The sequence below is a fragment of the Streptomyces sp. NPDC040405 genome (assembly GCF_055595765.1).
Genome location: NZ_JBVIVI010000008.1, coordinates 348152 through 364621, shown reverse-complemented (window position 1 = coordinate 364621; position 16470 = coordinate 348152). Strand labels below are relative to the sequence as shown.

General features: G+C 71.7%; 16 protein-coding genes. 3 read left to right on the top strand and 13 right to left on the bottom strand.

All coding sequences use genetic code 11. The annotated features are described in order from the left end of the window. The 12 genes from ACZ59A_RS30675 to ACZ59A_RS30620 form a co-directional block, all read right to left on the bottom strand. Positions 1–621, bottom strand: a complete 621-nt coding sequence (locus ACZ59A_RS30675) for a TetR family transcriptional regulator (protein WP_470965182.1) — start codon at positions 619–621, stop codon at positions 1–3. A 111-nt stretch (positions 622–732) separates the two neighbouring features. Then, a complete protein-coding gene (locus ACZ59A_RS30670; RefSeq protein ID WP_470965176.1) occupies positions 733–1881 on the bottom strand; it encodes an acetyl-CoA C-acetyltransferase in 1149 nt (382 codons plus the stop codon). A gap of 103 nt (positions 1882–1984) precedes the next feature. Then, positions 1985–2782, bottom strand: a complete 798-nt coding sequence (locus ACZ59A_RS30665; RefSeq protein ID WP_470965173.1) for an enoyl-CoA hydratase/isomerase family protein — start codon at positions 2780–2782, stop codon at positions 1985–1987. Further along, the gene (locus ACZ59A_RS30660; protein WP_470965169.1) at positions 2779–3558 is read right to left on the bottom strand and encodes an SDR family NAD(P)-dependent oxidoreductase; all 780 of its coding nucleotides are present in this window, start codon (positions 3556–3558) and stop codon (positions 2779–2781) included. Before ACZ59A_RS30660 ends, ACZ59A_RS30665 begins: the two co-directional genes overlap by 4 nt. Then, the gene (locus ACZ59A_RS30655; protein WP_468050864.1) at positions 3555–4331 is read right to left on the bottom strand and encodes an SDR family oxidoreductase; all 777 of its coding nucleotides are present in this window, start codon (positions 4329–4331) and stop codon (positions 3555–3557) included. Before ACZ59A_RS30655 ends, ACZ59A_RS30660 begins: the two co-directional genes overlap by 4 nt. Further along, a complete protein-coding gene (locus ACZ59A_RS30650; RefSeq protein WP_470965165.1) occupies positions 4328–5557 on the bottom strand; it encodes an acyl-CoA dehydrogenase family protein in 1230 nt (409 codons plus the stop codon). The genes ACZ59A_RS30655 and ACZ59A_RS30650 overlap by 4 nt, the downstream gene beginning before the upstream one ends. A gap of 30 nt (positions 5558–5587) precedes the next feature. Further along, on the bottom strand, positions 5588–6562 hold the full coding sequence (locus ACZ59A_RS30645) for a phosphotransferase family protein (protein WP_470965161.1): 975 nt from the start codon (positions 6560–6562) through the stop codon (positions 5588–5590). Then, a complete protein-coding gene (locus tag ACZ59A_RS30640; RefSeq protein WP_470965594.1) occupies positions 6559–7761 on the bottom strand; it encodes an acyl-CoA dehydrogenase family protein in 1203 nt (400 codons plus the stop codon). The genes ACZ59A_RS30645 and ACZ59A_RS30640 overlap by 4 nt, the downstream gene beginning before the upstream one ends. 65 nt (positions 7762–7826) lie before the next feature. Next, positions 7827–8972: a thiolase family protein gene (locus ACZ59A_RS30635; protein ID WP_470965158.1), complete on the bottom strand. Its 1146-nt coding sequence runs from the start codon at positions 8970–8972 to the stop codon at positions 7827–7829. Next, the gene (locus ACZ59A_RS30630; RefSeq protein ID WP_470965591.1) at positions 8969–9352 is read right to left on the bottom strand and encodes a Zn-ribbon domain-containing OB-fold protein; all 384 of its coding nucleotides are present in this window, start codon (positions 9350–9352) and stop codon (positions 8969–8971) included. Before ACZ59A_RS30630 ends, ACZ59A_RS30635 begins: the two co-directional genes overlap by 4 nt. A 5-nt stretch (positions 9353–9357) precedes the next feature. Next, entirely contained in the window at positions 9358–10146 is a 789-nt protein-coding gene (locus tag ACZ59A_RS30625; protein WP_468050877.1) for an enoyl-CoA hydratase/isomerase family protein, read from the bottom strand. A 94-nt stretch (positions 10147–10240) separates the two neighbouring features. Next, positions 10241–11389 (bottom strand): acyl-CoA dehydrogenase family protein, encoded by a 1149-nt coding sequence (locus ACZ59A_RS30620; protein ID WP_470965155.1) that lies wholly within the window; start codon positions 11387–11389, stop codon positions 10241–10243. A gap of 185 nt (positions 11390–11574) precedes the next feature. Between ACZ59A_RS30620 and ACZ59A_RS30615 the strand changes: the two genes are divergently transcribed. After that, positions 11575–12615: an NAD(P)-dependent alcohol dehydrogenase gene (locus ACZ59A_RS30615; RefSeq protein ID WP_470965588.1), complete on the top strand. Its 1041-nt coding sequence runs from the start codon at positions 11575–11577 to the stop codon at positions 12613–12615. A gap of 57 nt (positions 12616–12672) precedes the next feature. Beyond that, positions 12673–13434, top strand: coding sequence for an SDR family oxidoreductase (locus tag ACZ59A_RS30610; protein WP_470965153.1), 762 nt, complete (start codon positions 12673–12675; stop codon positions 13432–13434). Positions 13435–13479: 45 nt separating this feature from the next. Here ACZ59A_RS30610 and ACZ59A_RS30605 read toward each other — a convergent pair whose 3' ends face one another. Beyond that, complete coding sequence (locus tag ACZ59A_RS30605; protein ID WP_470965151.1) at positions 13480–14781, bottom strand: MFS transporter; 1302 nt, start codon at positions 14779–14781, stop codon at positions 13480–13482. 351 nt (positions 14782–15132) lie between these two features. Here ACZ59A_RS30605 and ACZ59A_RS30600 point away from each other — a divergent pair, with 351 nt between their 5' ends. Next, entirely contained in the window at positions 15133–16470 is a 1338-nt protein-coding gene (locus ACZ59A_RS30600; protein WP_470965148.1) for an FAD-dependent oxidoreductase, read from the top strand.

The window sequence follows — 16470 nt, the reverse complement described above, 5'->3', positions numbered from 1 at the left end:
TCACGTGGCGACCATCCGCACGCAGGCGCCCTCGATCAGCTCGCTGATCTCCGACAGCGGGGTCGGCCCCGACGGCCGGTACCAGCGCCAGACGCTGACGATCAGGCCGAGTACGCCCGCGCCCAGCAGCTGTGCGTCACGGAGCGGGAACACACCCTGGGACATGCCCCGGACCAGCAGGTTCGTCCAGTCCCGCTCAACGAGCTGGACCAGCTGGCGGGCCTCGACGCGCTCGGCCTCCTCCCGCTTGGACTTGCGCGGGCCGGAGAGCAGATCCATGTGGTTGTGCAGGATGCGCATCTGCAGAACCTCGTGGTCGGAGACGTCGTACGCCGCCCGGACGGCCGCCCGAAGGGCCTCGACCGGGTCCGTGGCGTCCGCGGTCGCCTCCGTGAACTTGTCGTGGGACCGCTGCAGCTCCAGCCGCATGATGGTGAGCAGACAGTGAGTCTTGGACTCGAAGTAGTGATACAGCGCCGTCTGCCCGATGCCGACCCGCTCCGCCACGGTGGACCACTTGGTGGCCTCGAAGCCCGTCTCGCCGAAACAGCCGACGGCGGCCGTCAGAATGGCCGCGCGCTTGGACCTCGGTCCCGCTTCCGGTTCAACCCTTGTCGCCATGACCCCGTCTCCTGGCCGCCGTCCACCCCGTCGGTACCCGAGAGTAGCCCCAACCTGAACTCAGTTGCCAATCGGCTCGGGCTAGCGCGGCTCGACTCGGGCCGGTCCGCGTCAGAGCCGCTCCAGTACGGTCGCGTTCGCCATGCCGCCGCCCTCGCACATCGTCTGGAGGCCATAGCGGCCCCCGGTCCTGCGCAGCTGGTGGACGAGCGTCGTCATGAGCCGGGCCCCGGTGGCGCCGAGCGGATGCCCGAGCGCGATCGCCCCGCCGAAGGCGTTGACCCGCTCCGGGGCGGCGCCGGTCTCCTTCTGCCAGGCGAGGACGACGGAGGCGAACGCCTCGTTGATCTCGACCAGGTCGATCGCGCCGATCGGCAGCCGGGCCTTGTCCAGCACCTTCTCGGTGGCCGGGATCGGGCCGGTCAGCATGTGGATCGGGTCGGAGCCGACGACGGCCATGGTGTGCACCCGGGCCAGCGGGGTCAGGCCGTGGCGGCGCACCGCCTCCCCGGAGGCGATCAGCAGGGCGGCGGCGCCGTCGGAGATCTGGCTGGAAACGGCGGCGGTCAGCCTGCCGTCCTCGGTGAGGGGCTTCAGCCCGGCCATCTTCTCCAGCGTGGTGTCGGCGCGCGGGCCCTCGTCGGCGGTGAGCCCGAAGGCCGGGGTGATCTCGTCATCGAAGGCGCCGTCGGCCTGGGCGGCGACGGCGCGCTGGTGGCTGGTGAGCGCGAACTCCTCCATGTCCGTGCGGGAGATGCCCCATTTCCCGGCGATCAGTTCGGCCCCGCGGAACTGTGAGACCTCCTGGTCGCCGAAGTGGTCGCGCCAGCCGTCCCCCGCGTACGGGCTGCCGAGGCCCGCCTGTTCCCCGACGTACATGGGGCTGGCGATGGGCACCAGGCTCATCACCTCCACCCCGCCCGCGACCACCAGGTCGGCGGCGCCGGAGCCGACCGCCTGAGCCGCGAAGTGCACGGCCTGCTGGGAGGAACCGCACTGGCGGTCGATGGTGGTGCCGGGCACGTGCTGGGGCAGTCCCGCGGACAGCCAGGCGGTGCGTGCGACGTTGCCGGTCTGGGCGCCGATCTGGCCGACGCACCCGAAGTACACGTCGTCGACGGCGCCCGGGTCGGCCCCGGTGCGCTCCAGCAGGGCGCGCAGCACATGGGCGCCGAGGTCGGCGGGGTGCACCCCGCTGAGCGCGCCCTTGCGGCGGCCGACGGGAGTACGGACGGCTCCGACGATGAACGCTTCGGACATGGCGGGCTCCATGGTTCGGGTGCGGGTTTCAGGCATAGGGGGGGGCAGGCCCTGGGGGGTTTCAGGCGCTGCGGGTTTCAGGCACGGGGGATTTGCATGGGGGTCAGGCGCTGGGGGCGGTGCGCGTGAAGTCGGGTGTGCGCTTGCCCAGGAAGGCGGCGACGCCCTCCTGCCCGGCGCCGGAGGCGGCCGCGGCGGCGATCGCGCGGGCCTCCCGGTCCAGGTGCGGACCGAGGTCGGCGGTCAGTCCGGCGGCGACGAGACGGCGGGTGGCGCCGAAGGCTGCGGTGGGGCCGCGGCGCAGCGCCTCGGCCGTGCGCGTGGCCTCCGCGACCAGCCGGTCGGGGGCGACGACCCGGCTCACCAGTCCGATGTCCGCGGCTTCGGCGGCCGTGACACGGCGGTTGGTCAGCAGCAGGTCCAGGGCCCGCTTGGGGCCGATGAGGCGGGGCAGGAACCAGCTGACCCCGGCGTCCGGTGAGTAGCCGATGCCGGTGTAGGCGGCGGTGAAGGAAGCGGTGTCGGCGGCGAGGGTCACATCGGCGGACGCGGCCAGGCCGAGTCCCGCGCCCGCGACGGCTCCGTGGACGGCGGCCACCATGGGCGCGTCGTACGCCGCGAACGTGCGCAGCGCGTCGTGCAGCGCGTCGGTCACCTCGGTGAGGTGCCTCTCCAGCGCCGCGCCGGAGAACCGGGAGAACTCCCTGAGGTCGCCGCCGACGCAGAAGGACTTCCCCTCGCCGGTCAGCAGGACGGCCCGTACGCCCTCCGCGACGCAGGTCCGTGCCGCGTCCAGCAGTCCGCGTGCCAGGTTCAGATCGATGGCGTTGCCCGCCTCGGCGCGGCGCAGGGTGAGGTGGGCCAGCCCGTTGTCGATGCGGAGCTCGATGCCGCCCGTCATCGCGCGGTCCATCCGCCGTCGACGGTCAGGATCTGCCCGGTGCAGTACGAGGAGGCGTCCGAGGCGAGGAACAGCAGCGCGCCGTCGAGTTCCTGGCCTTCGCCGCCGCGCCGCAGCAGGGTGTTGCGCTCGACCCAGCGGCTGGAGCGTTCGTCGCCGAAGAGGTCCGCGGTCATCTCGGTGCGGAACCAGCCGGGGGCGAGCGCGTTGACGCGGGTTCCGCCCGCGCCCCACTGTCCGGCCAGTTCCCGGGTCAGCCCGATCAGTCCGGCCTTGGACGCGGAGTAGCTGGCGCCGCCGAGCGGGGCGCCGGTGACCAGGCCGAGGATGGAGGAGACGTTGATGACGCTGCGGCCCGGCGCGCCTTCCTCGGCTGGTGCCTCGGCCACGAGACGTGCCAAATGGAAGGGGGCGGTGAGGTTGACGCCGAGGACGTCGGCGAAGGTGTCCGGGGATTCGTCCCGGGCGCGGGTCTCGCCGGGGCTGGCGGCGTTGTTGACGAGGATGTCGACGCGTCCGGTGGCGTCCCGAGCGGTCTCGACGAGCCGCGTACGGTCCGATTCCCGCGAGACGTCGCAGACGACGGGGTGGATGCGCGCGTCGGAGTCGGCGAGTTCCTTCAGCCGGTCGAGGCGCCGGGCGGCGGCGAACACGGTGGCGCCCGCCTGCGCGAGGACTGCGGCGAAGCGTGCGCCGAGTCCGGCGGAGGCGCCGGTGACCAGGGCCGTCCTGCCCTGGAGGGAGAACAGCTCCGCGGCGGGTCGGGGGGCGCTCATCCGTCCACCCCGATCGGCAGGGCGGTCGCGCCGCCGTCGAGCACCAGGGTCTGGCCCGTCATCCACGAGGAGGCGTCGGAGGCCAGGAACAGTGCCGCGTGGGCCACGTCCTCCACCGTGCCCAGGCGCCGCAGCGGGAGCTTGGCGGTGAGGATCGGTTCGCGGACCTCCCACACCGCCCGCGCCAGCTCGGTCTTGATCAGCCCGGGGGCGATGGCGTTGACGCGGGCGCGCGGCCCGAGTTCGTAGGCGAGCTGCCGGGTCATGTGCAGCATGGCGGCCTTGGTGGCGTTGTAGTAGCCGATGTGCGGATCGACGACGAGCCCGCCGACGGAGGAGATGTTGACCACCGCTCCCCCGTGTTCGGCCATCCAGGCCCGCCAGGCGTACCGGGTCCACGCGATCATGCCGTACTGGTTGACGCGTACGGTCTTCTCCGCGCGTGGCAGGTCCAGGTCGAGCAGATCGCCGTGGTACGGGTTGGTCGCCGCGTTGTTGACGAGGACGTCGAGGCGGCCGAAGCGGGACATGGTCTCCTCGACGCACGCCTGCGCCTGCTCGGGCTCACCGGCGTTGGCCACCACGGTGTGGATGTCGCCGTCGCCCTTGACCCGCAGCAGCTCTTCGCGCGCGCCGTCGAGTCCGGCCGGTTTGCGGGCCGCGATCACCACGTGTGCTCCGGCCGCCCGGTAGGCGGTGGCGATGCCGAGGCCGATGCCGCGGGATCCGCCGGTGATGACGGCCACCTTGCCGTCGAGGCTGTTGGCGCTCACGCTGCCCCCGTCTTCGGGTCGGTCGTGCGGTACTTGGCGAGTTCCTGGCGGGCCACGGTCCGCAGATGTACTTCGTCGGGGCCGTCGGCGATGCGCAGCGCCCGGGTGATGGCGTACAGCCGGGCCAGTACGGTGTCGTCGCTGACGCCCGCCGCGCCGTGGGCCTGCACCGCGCGGTCGACCACCTTGTGGGCCACGTCCAGCGCCGCGACCTTGATGGCGGCCACCTCCATGCGGGCGGCGGCGTTGCCGACGGTGTCCATCAGCCAGGCCGACTTGAGGACGAGGAGCCGCAGCTGCTCGATCTCGATGCGGCTGCGGGCGATCCACTCCCGGATCACGCCACGGTCGGCGAGGGGCCCGCCGAAGGCGGTGCGCGCGGTGACGCGCTCGCACATCAGCTGCAGGGCGCGCTCGGCGAACCCCACGGCGCGCATCGCGTAGTGCATCCGCCCCGGGCCGAGCCGTCCCTGGGCGAGCGCGAAGCCCTCGCCCTCGCCGCCGAGGATGTTCTCGACCGGTACCCGGACGTCTTCGAAGAGGACGTCGCCGTGTCCGAGCCGGTCGGTGTAGCCGAACATGGGCAGGTCGCGCAGGACCGTGACGCCCGGGGTGTGCCGGGGGATGAGCAGCATGCTCTGCTGCCGGTAGGTGCGTGCTTCCGGATCCGTCTTGCCCATCAGGATGATGAGCTCGCAGTCGGGGTCGAGGATCCCGGAGGTGTACCACTTGCGGCCGTTGACGACGTAGGCGTCGCCGTCGCGGGTGATTCGGGTGCGGATGTTGCGGGCGTCGGAGCTGGCGACCTCGGGCTCGGTCATGGCGAAGCACGAGCGGATCTCCGCGTCGAGCAGCGGCCGCAGCCAGCGCTTCTGCTGCTCGGGGGTGCCGTACAGCGCGAGGAGTTCCATGTTGCCGGTATCGGGCGCCGAGCAGTTGAACACCTCGGGGCCGATGATGGATCGCCCGGCCAGTTCCATGAGCGGCGCGTATTCGAGGTTGGTGAGCCCCGCGCCCCAGTCGCCGTGTGCCATGAAGAGGTTCCACAGGCCCTCGGCGCGAGCCTTCTCCTTCAGCCCGGCCATGACCGGCGGCAGCGCGTGCGGGTCGTCCCCCTCGGCCAGCTGCCTGTCGTACGTCGCTTCCGCGGGAAAGACGTGCTGCTCCATGAACGACCGCATGCGGTCCTGGAGTTCACTCGCGCGGGGCGAGAATCCGAAATCCACGATTGCTCCTGTTCGGGTGGCCGGTCCGGATCAGCCGAGGATGTCGCGCGCGGTGCGGATCATCGCGGCGATGGTGGGCGGCAGGCGTTCCTGGTCCGGGTCGTGGTGCTTGCCCTCGCGGTGGCGGCGCAGATTGTGGCCCATGATCGCGGCCATCTTCATGCGGCCGAGCGCCCGGAACCAGTCCATCGCGGGCAGGGCGGGACGGCCGTCGCGGTAGGCGGCCAGGAGGTCGGTCTCGCCGGGCAGGCCGGGTACGGGGTGTCCCAGCCGGGGGAAGTTGCGGTGGTCGGCGAAGAGCAGGAACCAGCCGAGGTCGATCCGCGGGTCGCCGACGCTCCAGATCTCCCAGTCCACGACGGCCACGGCGCGCTCGTCCACGCACAGCACATTGCCGAGCCGGAAGTCCCCGTGCAGCAGCACCGGCGGGAGGCCGCGTGGCACACCGTCGGCGAGGCGTGCCAGCAACTCCTCCCCGCCGGGCCGCAGTTCGGCGGGAACGGCACGCAGGGTGCGGCTCCATCGCTCCAGCTCGCCGGAGGCGTCGAGGGGTGCCGGCGCGTCGAGTCCGGGCGCTTCGGTATCGGTGGCGTGCAGCCGCCGCAGAACGGTGGCGATCTCCAGCATCCGGGCGCGGGCCGTGGCGGCGGACAGCTCGTGCTCGTCGAGGACCGGTTCGACGGCCTCCCCGGCCGCGAAGTCCATGGCGAACCAGGCGGGCTGGGTCTCGTCGACGGCCACGACGCCGGGCACCGGCACCGGGGATCCGGCCAGCGCGCCCAGCACCCGGGCCTGGCGCAGGACGTCGTTGCGTCCGACGGGCCGCTGTCCGGGCGGCACCGCCTTGATGACGTACCGGGCGTCCCCCGCCGTGACCGAGTACGTCAGCCCCGAGTGGCCGCCCGGCAGCACCGTCAGCTCGCCGATCGCCGCGCCCGGGTGGTGGCGGGCGAGCCGGTCGCGGACCCGGGCGGCCAGCTCCGTCCCTTGCGTGGCCGTGCTCATCGGACGGGCTCCTTGGGCAGGCCGAGGACGCGTTCGGCGAGGATGTTGCGCTGGATCTCGTCGGTGCCGCCCGCGATGCTGTAGCCGGGGGCGCCGAGCAGATGTTCCGTCCAGGCGTAGGTGCCCCACTCCCCCGTGTCCGCCACGAGGCCCGGCCCCAGCAGCTCGGACACCAGGTCGCCGGTGCGGCGCATGGTCTCGGTGGCGTACAGCTTGCCGACCGAGGCTTCCGCGCCGGGTTCGCGTCCGGCGACGAGGGCGGCGGTCACCCGCAGTCCGATGAGCCGCTGGATCAGGGTGCGGATGTGGAGGTCGGCGGCCCGCTGCTGTTCGCCGCCGGTCAGGGGGCGGGGCAGGTGCGCGGCGAGGTCCAGTGCCCGGTCGGCGTTGTCGAGGCCGAGGCTGCCGGAGTCGAGCCGCTCGGCGGCCAGCACGCTGAGCGTGACCCGCCAGCCCTCGCCGACCGGGCCGAGCCGGTCGGTGTCGGGCACGGTCACGCCGTCGAGATAGACCTCGTTGAAGCTGGTGCCGCCGGTCATCTGCCGGATGGGCCGTACGGTGACGCCGGGCGCGTCCATGCGCACCAGGAAGACGGTGATACCGGCGTGCTTGCGCACGTCCGGATCGGTGCGGCACACCGCGACGCCCCAGGTGGCGACGCGGGCTCCGGAGGTCCACACCTTGTGCCCGGTCAGCACCCAGGAGTCGCCGTCGCGCACCGCTCTGGTGCGCACCGCGGCGAGGTCGGATCCGGCCTCGGTCTCCGAGAACAGCTGGCAGGCGAGTTCGTCGGTGCGCAGCATGGGCCGCAGCCAGCGGTCCTTCTGCTCCTCGGTGCCCCAGATGCCGATCGCGGGGGCGACGAGCGCCTGCGTCACGGGGAAGATCTCGGGGCGGTGCGGTACGTCGAAGGCCGCTTCCTCGGCGCGGTAGAGCTGCTCGTAGTACGCGGGCAGGCCCCGTCCCCCGTAGTCCTCCGCCCAGTTGAGGGCGGACCAGCCCTGGTCGTAGCGGGTGCGTTCCCACGTCTGGACGCGTGCGGTGTGCTCGCGCTCCTGCTCCTCGGTCCAGTTCTCGAACACGGCGACGGAGTCGGAGCCGCTGCCCCATTCCCCGTCGGCGGCGCGGGGCCGGGCGACGGTGTCGAGCCACTGCCGGGCCGCGGCGCGGAACTCCTCGGGTTCCAGGATGCCGCTCATCTCTTCGGCCACCTCTCTGCCACCTCCGTTCGGCGGAATGTTCAGCGGGTCTCTCAGCGGGTCGTTCAGCGGGACAGCACGGTGCAGGCGCTCACGCCGGGGGCGCCGTACACATGGGTGAAGCCGACCCGGGGCCAGCCGGGGACCTGCCGTTCACCGGCTCGTCCGCGCAGCTGCTGGACGATCTCGTAGACCTGGCGCAGCCCCGAGGCTCCGATGGGTTCGCCGTTGGCGATGCAGCCGCCGTCGGTGTTGACCGGCAGCGCCCCGCCGATTCCGGTGGCGCCGGAGGCGACCAGTTGCTCCTGCTCACCGTCCTCGCAGAATCCGCACTCGGCCATGTGCATGACCTCCGCACCGCTCTCGGTGTCCTGCAGCTGGCAGACGTCGATGTCGCGGGGGCCGACCCCCGCCTCCTCGAAGGCCGCCGCCGAGGCGTCGCGGCTGACGCTGGTCAGCTCGCCCGCGGGGATCCACGGGCTGAAGACCTCGAACGAGCCGAAGCGCCGGGTACGCAGCGCCGCCGAACGCAGGGTGACCGGCGGGCCGTCCATGGCACGGGCGGCCTCGGGCGAGCAGAGCACCAGCGCGGCCGCGCCCGCTCCGGGTGAGCAGAACATGTAGCGGGTCAGCGGATCGCTCACCATGCCGGAGTCGAGGATCTCCTCGGCGGACAGCGGCGCCCGGCGCCACGCCTCGGGGGTCAGGACACCGTTGCGGTACGCCTTCTCGGCGACCAGGGCGAGCGTCCGCGGGGTGATCTTGTGGTCGTGCATATAGCGCTGGATCTTCATGCCGAAGAACTGGGTGGTCACCATCAGCCCGTCGCTGCCGTACTCCGTGCCCAGGCCCCAGTCCTCGGGCCTGGGGTCGAAGGCGCCGCGCGGGTGCTTGTCGAAGCCGACCGCGAGGACGACGTCCGCCATGCCGGAGCGGATCGCGTTGACGGCGGAGATCAGCGCGCTGCCGCCGGTGGCGCAGCCGTTCTTGACGTTGACGAACGGCAGCCCGGTGAGGCCGAGTTGGGACACCAGGGTGTCGGCGAGACCCGCGCTGTCGCTGCCGCCGAACGCGGCCCGCACGCGCGACCACGCGATTCCGGCGTCCGCCAGAGCGGCGTTCACCGCGCCGACGGCCAGCTGGCGGCCCGTTGCCTCGGACCGGCCGAACGGGGTGCGCCCGGCGCCGCAGATCAGGACGTCGGTGCTCATGTTCCCTCCGCGCCGTGAGTGGTGGGCCGAGCCCGCGGGACGCCGGGGCCCGCGGTCACGGTGAGGGGCATGCCGATACGGATGTCCTCGAGGTCGTCGAGGTCGAGGACGGCGGCCACCCGCACGCCCTCCGCCAGCTCGACATAGCCGAGTGCGAAGGGCACGAAGCCTCCGGGCGGGGCCTGGTAGGGCGGCGACTTGGGGGCGTACCGCTGCACCGTCCAGGTCCACAGCGTGCCCGTGCCCCGGAGGGCCACCGGATCGGCGGCCCCGCCGCAGCGCGGGCACGTGTCCTCCGCGGGGTGGACCGTCACCGCGCAGCCGGAGCAGCGTGAGCCCTGGAGCCCGGCGGTCGTCGGACTCCGCGGATCCATGGCCATCCCGGTCAGCGCCCCTGCCACTTGGGTTCACGCTTCTCCAGGAACGCCGACACGCCCTCGTTCGCGTCGTCGGAGTTGAGCGCCACGCCCACGGCGAGATGCTCCATCACCATCAGCGACTGGGTGTCGGCGTCCAGACTGCGGTCGATCGTCATCTTGGTGAGCCACATGGTGAAGGGGCTCTTGTCGGTGAGGTTCCCGATGAAGTCCTCGACCGTCGCGTCCAGCTCTTCGGCCGGTGCGGACATGTTGATGAGCCCGAAGTCGGCGGCCTCGACGCCGGAGAGGAGCTTGCCGGTGAGCATCAGCTCCTTGGTCTTGCGGATGCCGATCATGCGCGGCACCCGGTAGATCGGGCCCGCCCCGCCGAACAGCGCGCGGCGGATGTGGAAGTCGCCGATCTTGGCGTCGTCGGCGGAGATGGCGAAGTCGCAGGAGATCATGATCTCGAAGCCACCGGCGGTGACGTGGCCCTCCAGCACCGCGACCGAGGGGGTCTTCATCGAGTACAGGCGATCGCAGACCTTCGCGGACTTCACCGCCACGTCGATCGCGTTCGACTTGCCGACGTATTCGGCCTTCAAGCTGTCGAGGTCGAAGCCCGAGCAGAAGGTGCCGCCACGGCCGCGGACCACCAGGACCCGCAGCTCGGGGTCCTCGTCGACCTCGGTGATGATCTCGTCCAGCCGGTCCAGGATCGGCACGGTGACGCAGTTCTTCTTCCACGGGCGGTTGAGCCACACCCGGGCGATGTGGCCGTCACGCTCGAACTGGATCTCGTCTTCCACGGTCATAACCTCACCCCTCGTAACTGAACTGAATTCACTACAACTCTGAAAGCAGGAGGCCGCGCTGTCAACCCCTTGATCGAGCCAGGAAGCGCGACGATCAAACCGAACATGGTTCAAGGGCCAGTCCGGCGAGCCCGGCGAGCCGCGTCCGGTGCTGGTCCGCGGTACCGAAGAGCACCTCGCTACTACGGGCGCGGCGCACATACAGATGGGCCGGGTGCTCCCAGGTGAAGCCGATTCCGCCGTGCAGCTGGACGTACTCGGCCGTGGCCAGGCGGAAGGTCTCGGAGCAGACAACGGCGGCGGCGCAGGCGGCCACCGGCAGCTGCGACGGGTCGACGGCGGCGCAGGCCGTCGCGTACGCGGATGCCGAGCGCGCCGCTTCCAGCGCGACCAGCACATCGGCCAGCCGGTGCTTCACGGCCTGGAAGGAACCGATGGGGCGCCCGAACTGGTGGCGCTGGGCCACGAACTCGACCGTGGCATCCAGCGCGTGACCGCTGCCGCCGACCTGTTCGGCCGCCAGCGCGGCCCGCCCGGCGTCCAGCGTCACCGCGACCGTGGCCTCGGCGTCCTCCGCCGCGCCCACGGGGGTGGCCGGTGCTCCCCGGAACTCCAGCAGCGCCTGGCGGCGGGTCTCGTCCAGGACGCGGCGCGCCGTGCGCCGACAGGTGCCGGGGTCCGGCTCACAGGCGAACAGCCGGGGTCCGCCGGGGGTGGCCGCCCGCACCAGGATCAGTTCCGCGCCGGACCCGTCGAGCACGAAGTCCGTCCGCCCGCGCAGCACCCAACCGGCGCTCCCGCGCTCGGCGGCGACCCCGGGCTCGCGGTCGCCGAACCCGGCCACGGTCGCGGTCAGCGTGCCGTCGGCGATCCGGGGCAGATGGCGCTCGCATGCCGCGCGGTCACCGCTGGACAGCAGGGCGTGCGCGGCCAGGACCACCGTGGACAGCAGCGGGGCGCCGCACAGGGCCCGCCCGGTTTCCTCCAGGGCGACCGACAGTTCGGCGAAGGTGAAGCCCGACCCGCCGTACTCCTCGGGAACGGCCAGCCCGTGGACGCCGATCTCGCCCGCGAGTCGCGCCCAGAGCGCTTCGTCGTATCCGCGCGGCGTGGCCAGATGTTTGCGGACGTCCTCGGGGCCGCTCGCTTCGGTGCAGAGATCCCGCAGGACGGTTCGGAGCTGGCGCTGTTCGTCCGTTTCGGACAGCAGATGGGGGGCGATTTCGGGGTGGCGAGGGTGCATGGGTGCTCCATCGTGCTCGTACGACGGGATCGGATGTAAGAAGTGAACTCGATTCATGACCGTAGGCAGGGAATCACGACCGGGCAAGACCTCCGCGCACCGGCCCGCCCTCCGTTCATCTATTGAACTCACTTCATCTCTGTTACCGTGGCGGCCGCGGCACGACAAGACCTGGGACGGTGACGATGAGGGCACTGCGGCTGATGGCGTGGGGCGAACCCCCGGCAGCGGTCGATGTCGAGCGGCCCGTCCCCCAGGGCGCTCAGGTCCTGGTGCGGGTCGAAGCCACCGGGCTGTGCCACTCCGATCTGCACGTCATCGACGCGGCTCCGGGGACGCTCCCGTACCGGCTGCCGTTCACGCTCGGCCACGAGGTCGCCGGGCGGGTCGCGGCCCTGGGGCCCGACGCGGACGGGGTGGCGACGGGCGAGCGCGTGGTGCTCTACGGACCGTGGGGCTGCGGCACCTGCGGCCGCTGCGCCGCGGGGTGGGACAACTACTGCGACCGGCGTGACACCCTCCCCTGGCACGGCGCGGGCCTGGGCCGGGACGGCGGAATGGCCGAGTACGTACTCGTCCCGTCCGCCCGCCACCTGGTGCCGTCCGGAGATCTGCCGGCCGAGCAGACGGCCCCGCTCTCGGACGCCGGTCTGACCTCGTACCACGCCGTGGCCGGGCTCCGGCACGCGCTTACGGAGGGCACCACCGCCGTCGTCATCGGCATCGGCGGGCTCGGTCATCTGGCGGTGCAGATCCTGCGCGCCACCACGGCGAGCCGCGTGCTGGCGGTCGATGTCCGGGACGAGGCCCTGGCCCTCGCGGACCGCTCCGGCGCGGACTTCGGCACCCTGATGCGGGCGGACACCGCCCGGGTGCTGAGGACGCGCGGCGGCGGCACGGGGGCGGACGCCGTGCTCGACTTCGTCGGCACCGAGGAAACGCTGGACCTCGCCGTCGGCGTCCTGCGGCCCGGTGGCGAACTCGCCGTCGTCGGCAGCGGAGGCGGCCACCTCACGGTCTCCAAGCGGGGCGCCCTCCCGCCCGGCTTCAGGCTCTCCCTGCCCTTCTGGGGAACCCGCCCCCAGCTCGCCGAGGTGGTCGCGCTGGCACGCGCGGGAGCGCTGCACGTCGAGACGGAGCGCTTCCCGCTGTCCGCCGCGCCGGAGGCGATCGACCGGCTGCGCCGGGGCCGGGTGCGGGGGCGGGCCGTGCTCGTCCCCGACTGACCACGCTCACACGCTGCGCGAGGGTTCTTGTTCACGGCTACGGAAGGGAAGCTCCGGATGCGCTTCGACGGAAAGGTCGCGATCGTCACCGGCGGGGCCCGGGGCATGGGCGCCTCACATGTCCGCGGACTGGCCGCGGAAGGGGCCCGGGTCGCCATCTGCGACCTGCTGGACGACGAGGGCGAGGCACTGGCCCGCGAGCTCGGCCACGCGGCGCGGTACTGCCACCTCGACGTCACCGACGAAACGCGGTGGCGGTCCGTCGCCCACACGGTCGAGGACACCCTCGGCCCCGTGGACGTCCTGGTCAACAACGCCGGGATCATTCACTTCGGTGGCGTGGAGGAGCAGTCGCCCGAGCAGTTCCGCCAGATCCTCGACGTCAACCTGGTGGGCGCCTTCCTCGGCATGCACACCGTCCTCCCCGGCATGCGCGACCGCGGCCACGGGGCGGTCGTCAACCTCTCCTCCGCCACCGGCATGACGGGTTTCGCGAACAGCGTCGGCTATGTGGCGAGCAAGTGGGGGGTACGAGGGATGACCAAGGCCGCCGCGCTGGACATGGCGGGTACGGGGGTGCGCGTCAACTCCGTACATCCGGGCGTCATCCGCACGCCCATGGCTGAGCACGTCTCACCCGCGCTGTTCGCCCATCAGCCCGTTCCCCGCATGGGCGAGCCCGACGAGGTCACCCGCATGGTGCTCTTCCTCGCCTCCGACGACGCCTCGTACACCACGGGCGGGGAGTTCCTCATCGACGGCGGCCAGACCATCGGCATCGGCGGTCACGACCACGCGGCGGACGAGGCCGGTGGGTGACCGGCGGCCAGCGCCGCCGGTACGCCCCGCCAGCCGCTCACACCGCTACACGTCCTTGCGGACGGTGAACAGGGCACCGATCCCGATCAGGCAGACCGCCATCACGAAGAACGACGGGGAGAGCAGATTCCCCGTCCGCTGGACCAGGAACGCCGCGATGTAGGGAGCCGTACCGCCCGCGAGGACGGTGCCGATGTTGTACCCGATCGCCATACCGGTGTACCGGACCCGGCGTTCGAAGAGATGCGGCCACAGGCTGGCCGCCGGGACCTGCACGAACGCGCTGCTCACCATGAAGAGCAGATAGGCCAGACCCGCCACGGTCAGGTTGTGCCCGCCCATGAGCGACATCGCGGGGTAGGCGGTCACCAGGAAGCCCAGCAGCCCGGCCAGCAGCACGCGACGGCAGCCGAACCGGGCGGCGAGCCAGCCGGCCGGCACCATGAGCAGCACCGTCACGAGCACGACCCCCGCGGTCAGCCAGAACACGTGCGTGGAGTCGTACCCCAGGTTCGTGGTCAGGTAGATGCCGATGTACGTCAGCCCCAGGAAGATGGCGCCGCCCTGCGCCATGGCCAGGCCGATGGACTGCAGAAGGGCGGTGCGGTGGGTGGACAGCACCTCCCGGACCGGCGCGACGGGGATGTCGGCGCGCCGCGCCGCCTCCTCGAACTCCGGGGTGTCCTCGATCCGCAGCCGGGCCCACAGGCAGATCAGGGTGAGCGGCACCGCCATCAGGAAGGGCAGCCGCCACCCCCAGTCGGACATCTGGCCCGAGGTGGTGAGGGCCGAAATCGCCCCGGCCGTGGCGGCCGCGAACATGAATCCGAGGTTGGACCCGATGGGCGTGACGGCACCGAGGAACGCCCTGCGCTGCGGCGGCGCCGACTCGTAGATGTAGGTGTACGCACCGACCGACTCGCCGCCCGAGGAGATACCCTGCACCATCCGGGTGAGGAACAGCAGCACCGCGGCGAGCACACCGATCTGGTCATAGGTCGGCAGCAGCCCTGTGACGCTGCTGGCCACCCCCATGCACAGCACGGAGGAGACCAGCGCCTTGCGGCGGCCCCACCGGTCGCCGAGCCGTCCGAAGAAGATGCCGCCGAGCGGCCGCACCACAAGGCCGGTGGCCAGCACCGCGAGCGCCGCCAGCACCGAGGCCGTCGGATCGTCGCTCGGGAAGAACTGAGGAGCGATCACCACGGCGAGATAGCCGTAGACGCTGAAATCGTAGTACTCGATCAAAGTGCCGATGCTTCCGGCGAGCATCGCGCGGCGCACTGTGCGGGGATCGTACGGCGATGACGCCGCCCCCGGCGGGGCTGGCTGCTCGGTGGTGCTCATGATCCGGCTCTCCTTTCGAACGGCACGGATCCGGGCCGTGCCGACGCCGGGGACGCTACAGAACTGAACTCAGTACAGCTAGCCTTAGGTAGGGATTTCTCGGATAATCCGGGAAGTGACGACGGAGGCGGAGAGAGTGAGCTGAATTGAGTTCAGAGGTCTGACTCTCAGGCGGCACCACAAGATCGAGCCTGCCGTGCCGCCGCACCACATCGGTGACGGCACACACCGCCGTGCTTTGAACTGACTTCACCTCTCTTACCGCGTCGGTCCCGGCACCGGCAAGACCTCAGCCTTGAGATGTGAATTGGATTCGGTTTTACTGTGCTGACCGGACCAGAGGAGAGGCGCGTGGACGCAGAAGTCGTCGATCTGCTCATCATCGGGGCGGGCATGGCGGGGCTGACCGCCGGTGCCCGCGCGACCCGCGACGGCCTGTCCGTGGCGGTCGTGGACACCAGCACGGACGTCGGCGGCTCGGCCCGCTTCGCCGGATACGCGTGGACCGCCCCGAGTCACGAGATCATGGACCGGCACAATCCACGAGGAGACCTCGCGCTGAAGCGCGCCCTCGTGGACCGGTTCGCCGAGGGCGTGTCATGGATCCGCTCGGTCGGGGTGCAGGTCAACGACGCGCAGCGCATTCTCAGCTTCGGCCGCGGACACCAATTCGACACCAACCACTACCTCGACACCTGCCGTCGGCTCATCCTCGACGGCGGTGGCCGGATGCTGCTCGCCACGCACACCGAACACCTGCTGACCGAGGGCGGTGCCGTCGTGGGTGCCCTGCTCAGGTCGTCCGACGGCACACGCACGAAGGTCGGCGCCCGCGCCACCCTCCTCGCGACCGGAGGATTCCAGGGCGACCCCGCGCTCCGCGCCGCGCATGTGCACCCGCACGCGGACCGCATGGAGCTCCGCTCCAACCCCCACAGCCGCGGGGGTGGCTACCGTCTGGCCACCGGCGTCGGCGCGGCCACCGGCCACGCCGACGCGGGCTTCTACGGCCACCTCATTCCGAGCGGCGTCCCCTTCGCCGACCCGGTGGACTTCGTCGACCTGTCGCTGTACTACAGCGAGCACGCGCTCCTGTTCAACCTGCGCAACGAGCGCTTCGTGGACGAGACGCTGGGCGACCACCTCACCACCATGGCACTGCTGGAACAGCCGGAGAGCCGGGGTCTGCTCATCGCCGATGCCCGGGTCTTCCGCGACTGGATCGTCGGCTCCTACGTCGACGGCGCGGTCGCCGTCGACAAGTTCGCGCTGGCCACCAAGCGGGGCGGCCGCACAGGACTGGCCGAGGACCTCGACGAACTGGCCTTCCTGCCCGAGGAATGGGGGTACCGCGGCGACGCCATCCGCGACGGCGTCGAGCGGTTCAACGAGCGCGTCTCGGCGGGGCTCGCCGCGGCGCCCGGCCGAGAGCTGGATGCTCGGGCGCTGGACGAACCCCCCTACTACGTCATCGAGACGGTACCGGCCATCACCTTCCCGTTCCACGGAGTGCGCATCGACGACCGCGCCCGGGTCCTGGCGGAAAGCGGGGAACCGCTGCCGGGACTCCTGGCCGCCGGGTCGGACACCGGCGGGCTGTGGCACCGCGCCTACGCGGGTGGCATCGCGTCAGCCCTCGTCTTCGGGCTGACGGCGGCGGACACCGCCGCCGACACCGCCGCGGCGTAG

Bases quoted from the DNA above. Each gene is read 5' to 3' on its own strand.
- ACZ59A_RS30675 (WP_470965182.1), bottom strand. From the start codon at position 621: ATGGCGACAAGGGTTGAACCGGAAGCGGGACCGAGGTCCAAGCGCGCG.
- ACZ59A_RS30670 (WP_470965176.1), bottom strand. From the start codon at position 1,881: ATGTCCGAAGCGTTCATCGTCGGAGCCGTCCGTACTCCCGTCGGCCGC.
- ACZ59A_RS30665 (WP_470965173.1), bottom strand. From the start codon at position 2,782: ATGACGGGCGGCATCGAGCTCCGCATCGACAACGGGCTGGCCCACCTC.
- ACZ59A_RS30660 (WP_470965169.1), bottom strand. From the start codon at position 3,558: ATGAGCGCCCCCCGACCCGCCGCGGAGCTGTTCTCCCTCCAGGGCAGG.
- ACZ59A_RS30645 (WP_470965161.1), bottom strand. From the start codon at position 6,562: ATGAGCACGGCCACGCAAGGGACGGAGCTGGCCGCCCGGGTCCGCGAC.
- ACZ59A_RS30640 (WP_470965594.1), bottom strand. From the start codon at position 7,761: ATGAGCGGCATCCTGGAACCCGAGGAGTTCCGCGCCGCGGCCCGGCAG.
- ACZ59A_RS30635 (WP_470965158.1), bottom strand. From the start codon at position 8,972: ATGAGCACCGACGTCCTGATCTGCGGCGCCGGGCGCACCCCGTTCGGC.
- ACZ59A_RS30630 (WP_470965591.1), bottom strand. From the start codon at position 9,352: ATGGCCATGGATCCGCGGAGTCCGACGACCGCCGGGCTCCAGGGCTCA.
- ACZ59A_RS30625 (WP_468050877.1), bottom strand. From the start codon at position 10,146: ATGACCGTGGAAGACGAGATCCAGTTCGAGCGTGACGGCCACATCGCC.
- ACZ59A_RS30620 (WP_470965155.1), bottom strand. From the start codon at position 11,389: ATGCACCCTCGCCACCCCGAAATCGCCCCCCATCTGCTGTCCGAAACG.
- ACZ59A_RS30615 (WP_470965588.1), top strand. From the start codon at position 11,575: ATGAGGGCACTGCGGCTGATGGCGTGGGGCGAACCCCCGGCAGCGGTC.
- ACZ59A_RS30610 (WP_470965153.1), top strand. From the start codon at position 12,673: ATGCGCTTCGACGGAAAGGTCGCGATCGTCACCGGCGGGGCCCGGGGC.
- ACZ59A_RS30605 (WP_470965151.1), bottom strand. From the start codon at position 14,781: ATGAGCACCACCGAGCAGCCAGCCCCGCCGGGGGCGGCGTCATCGCCG.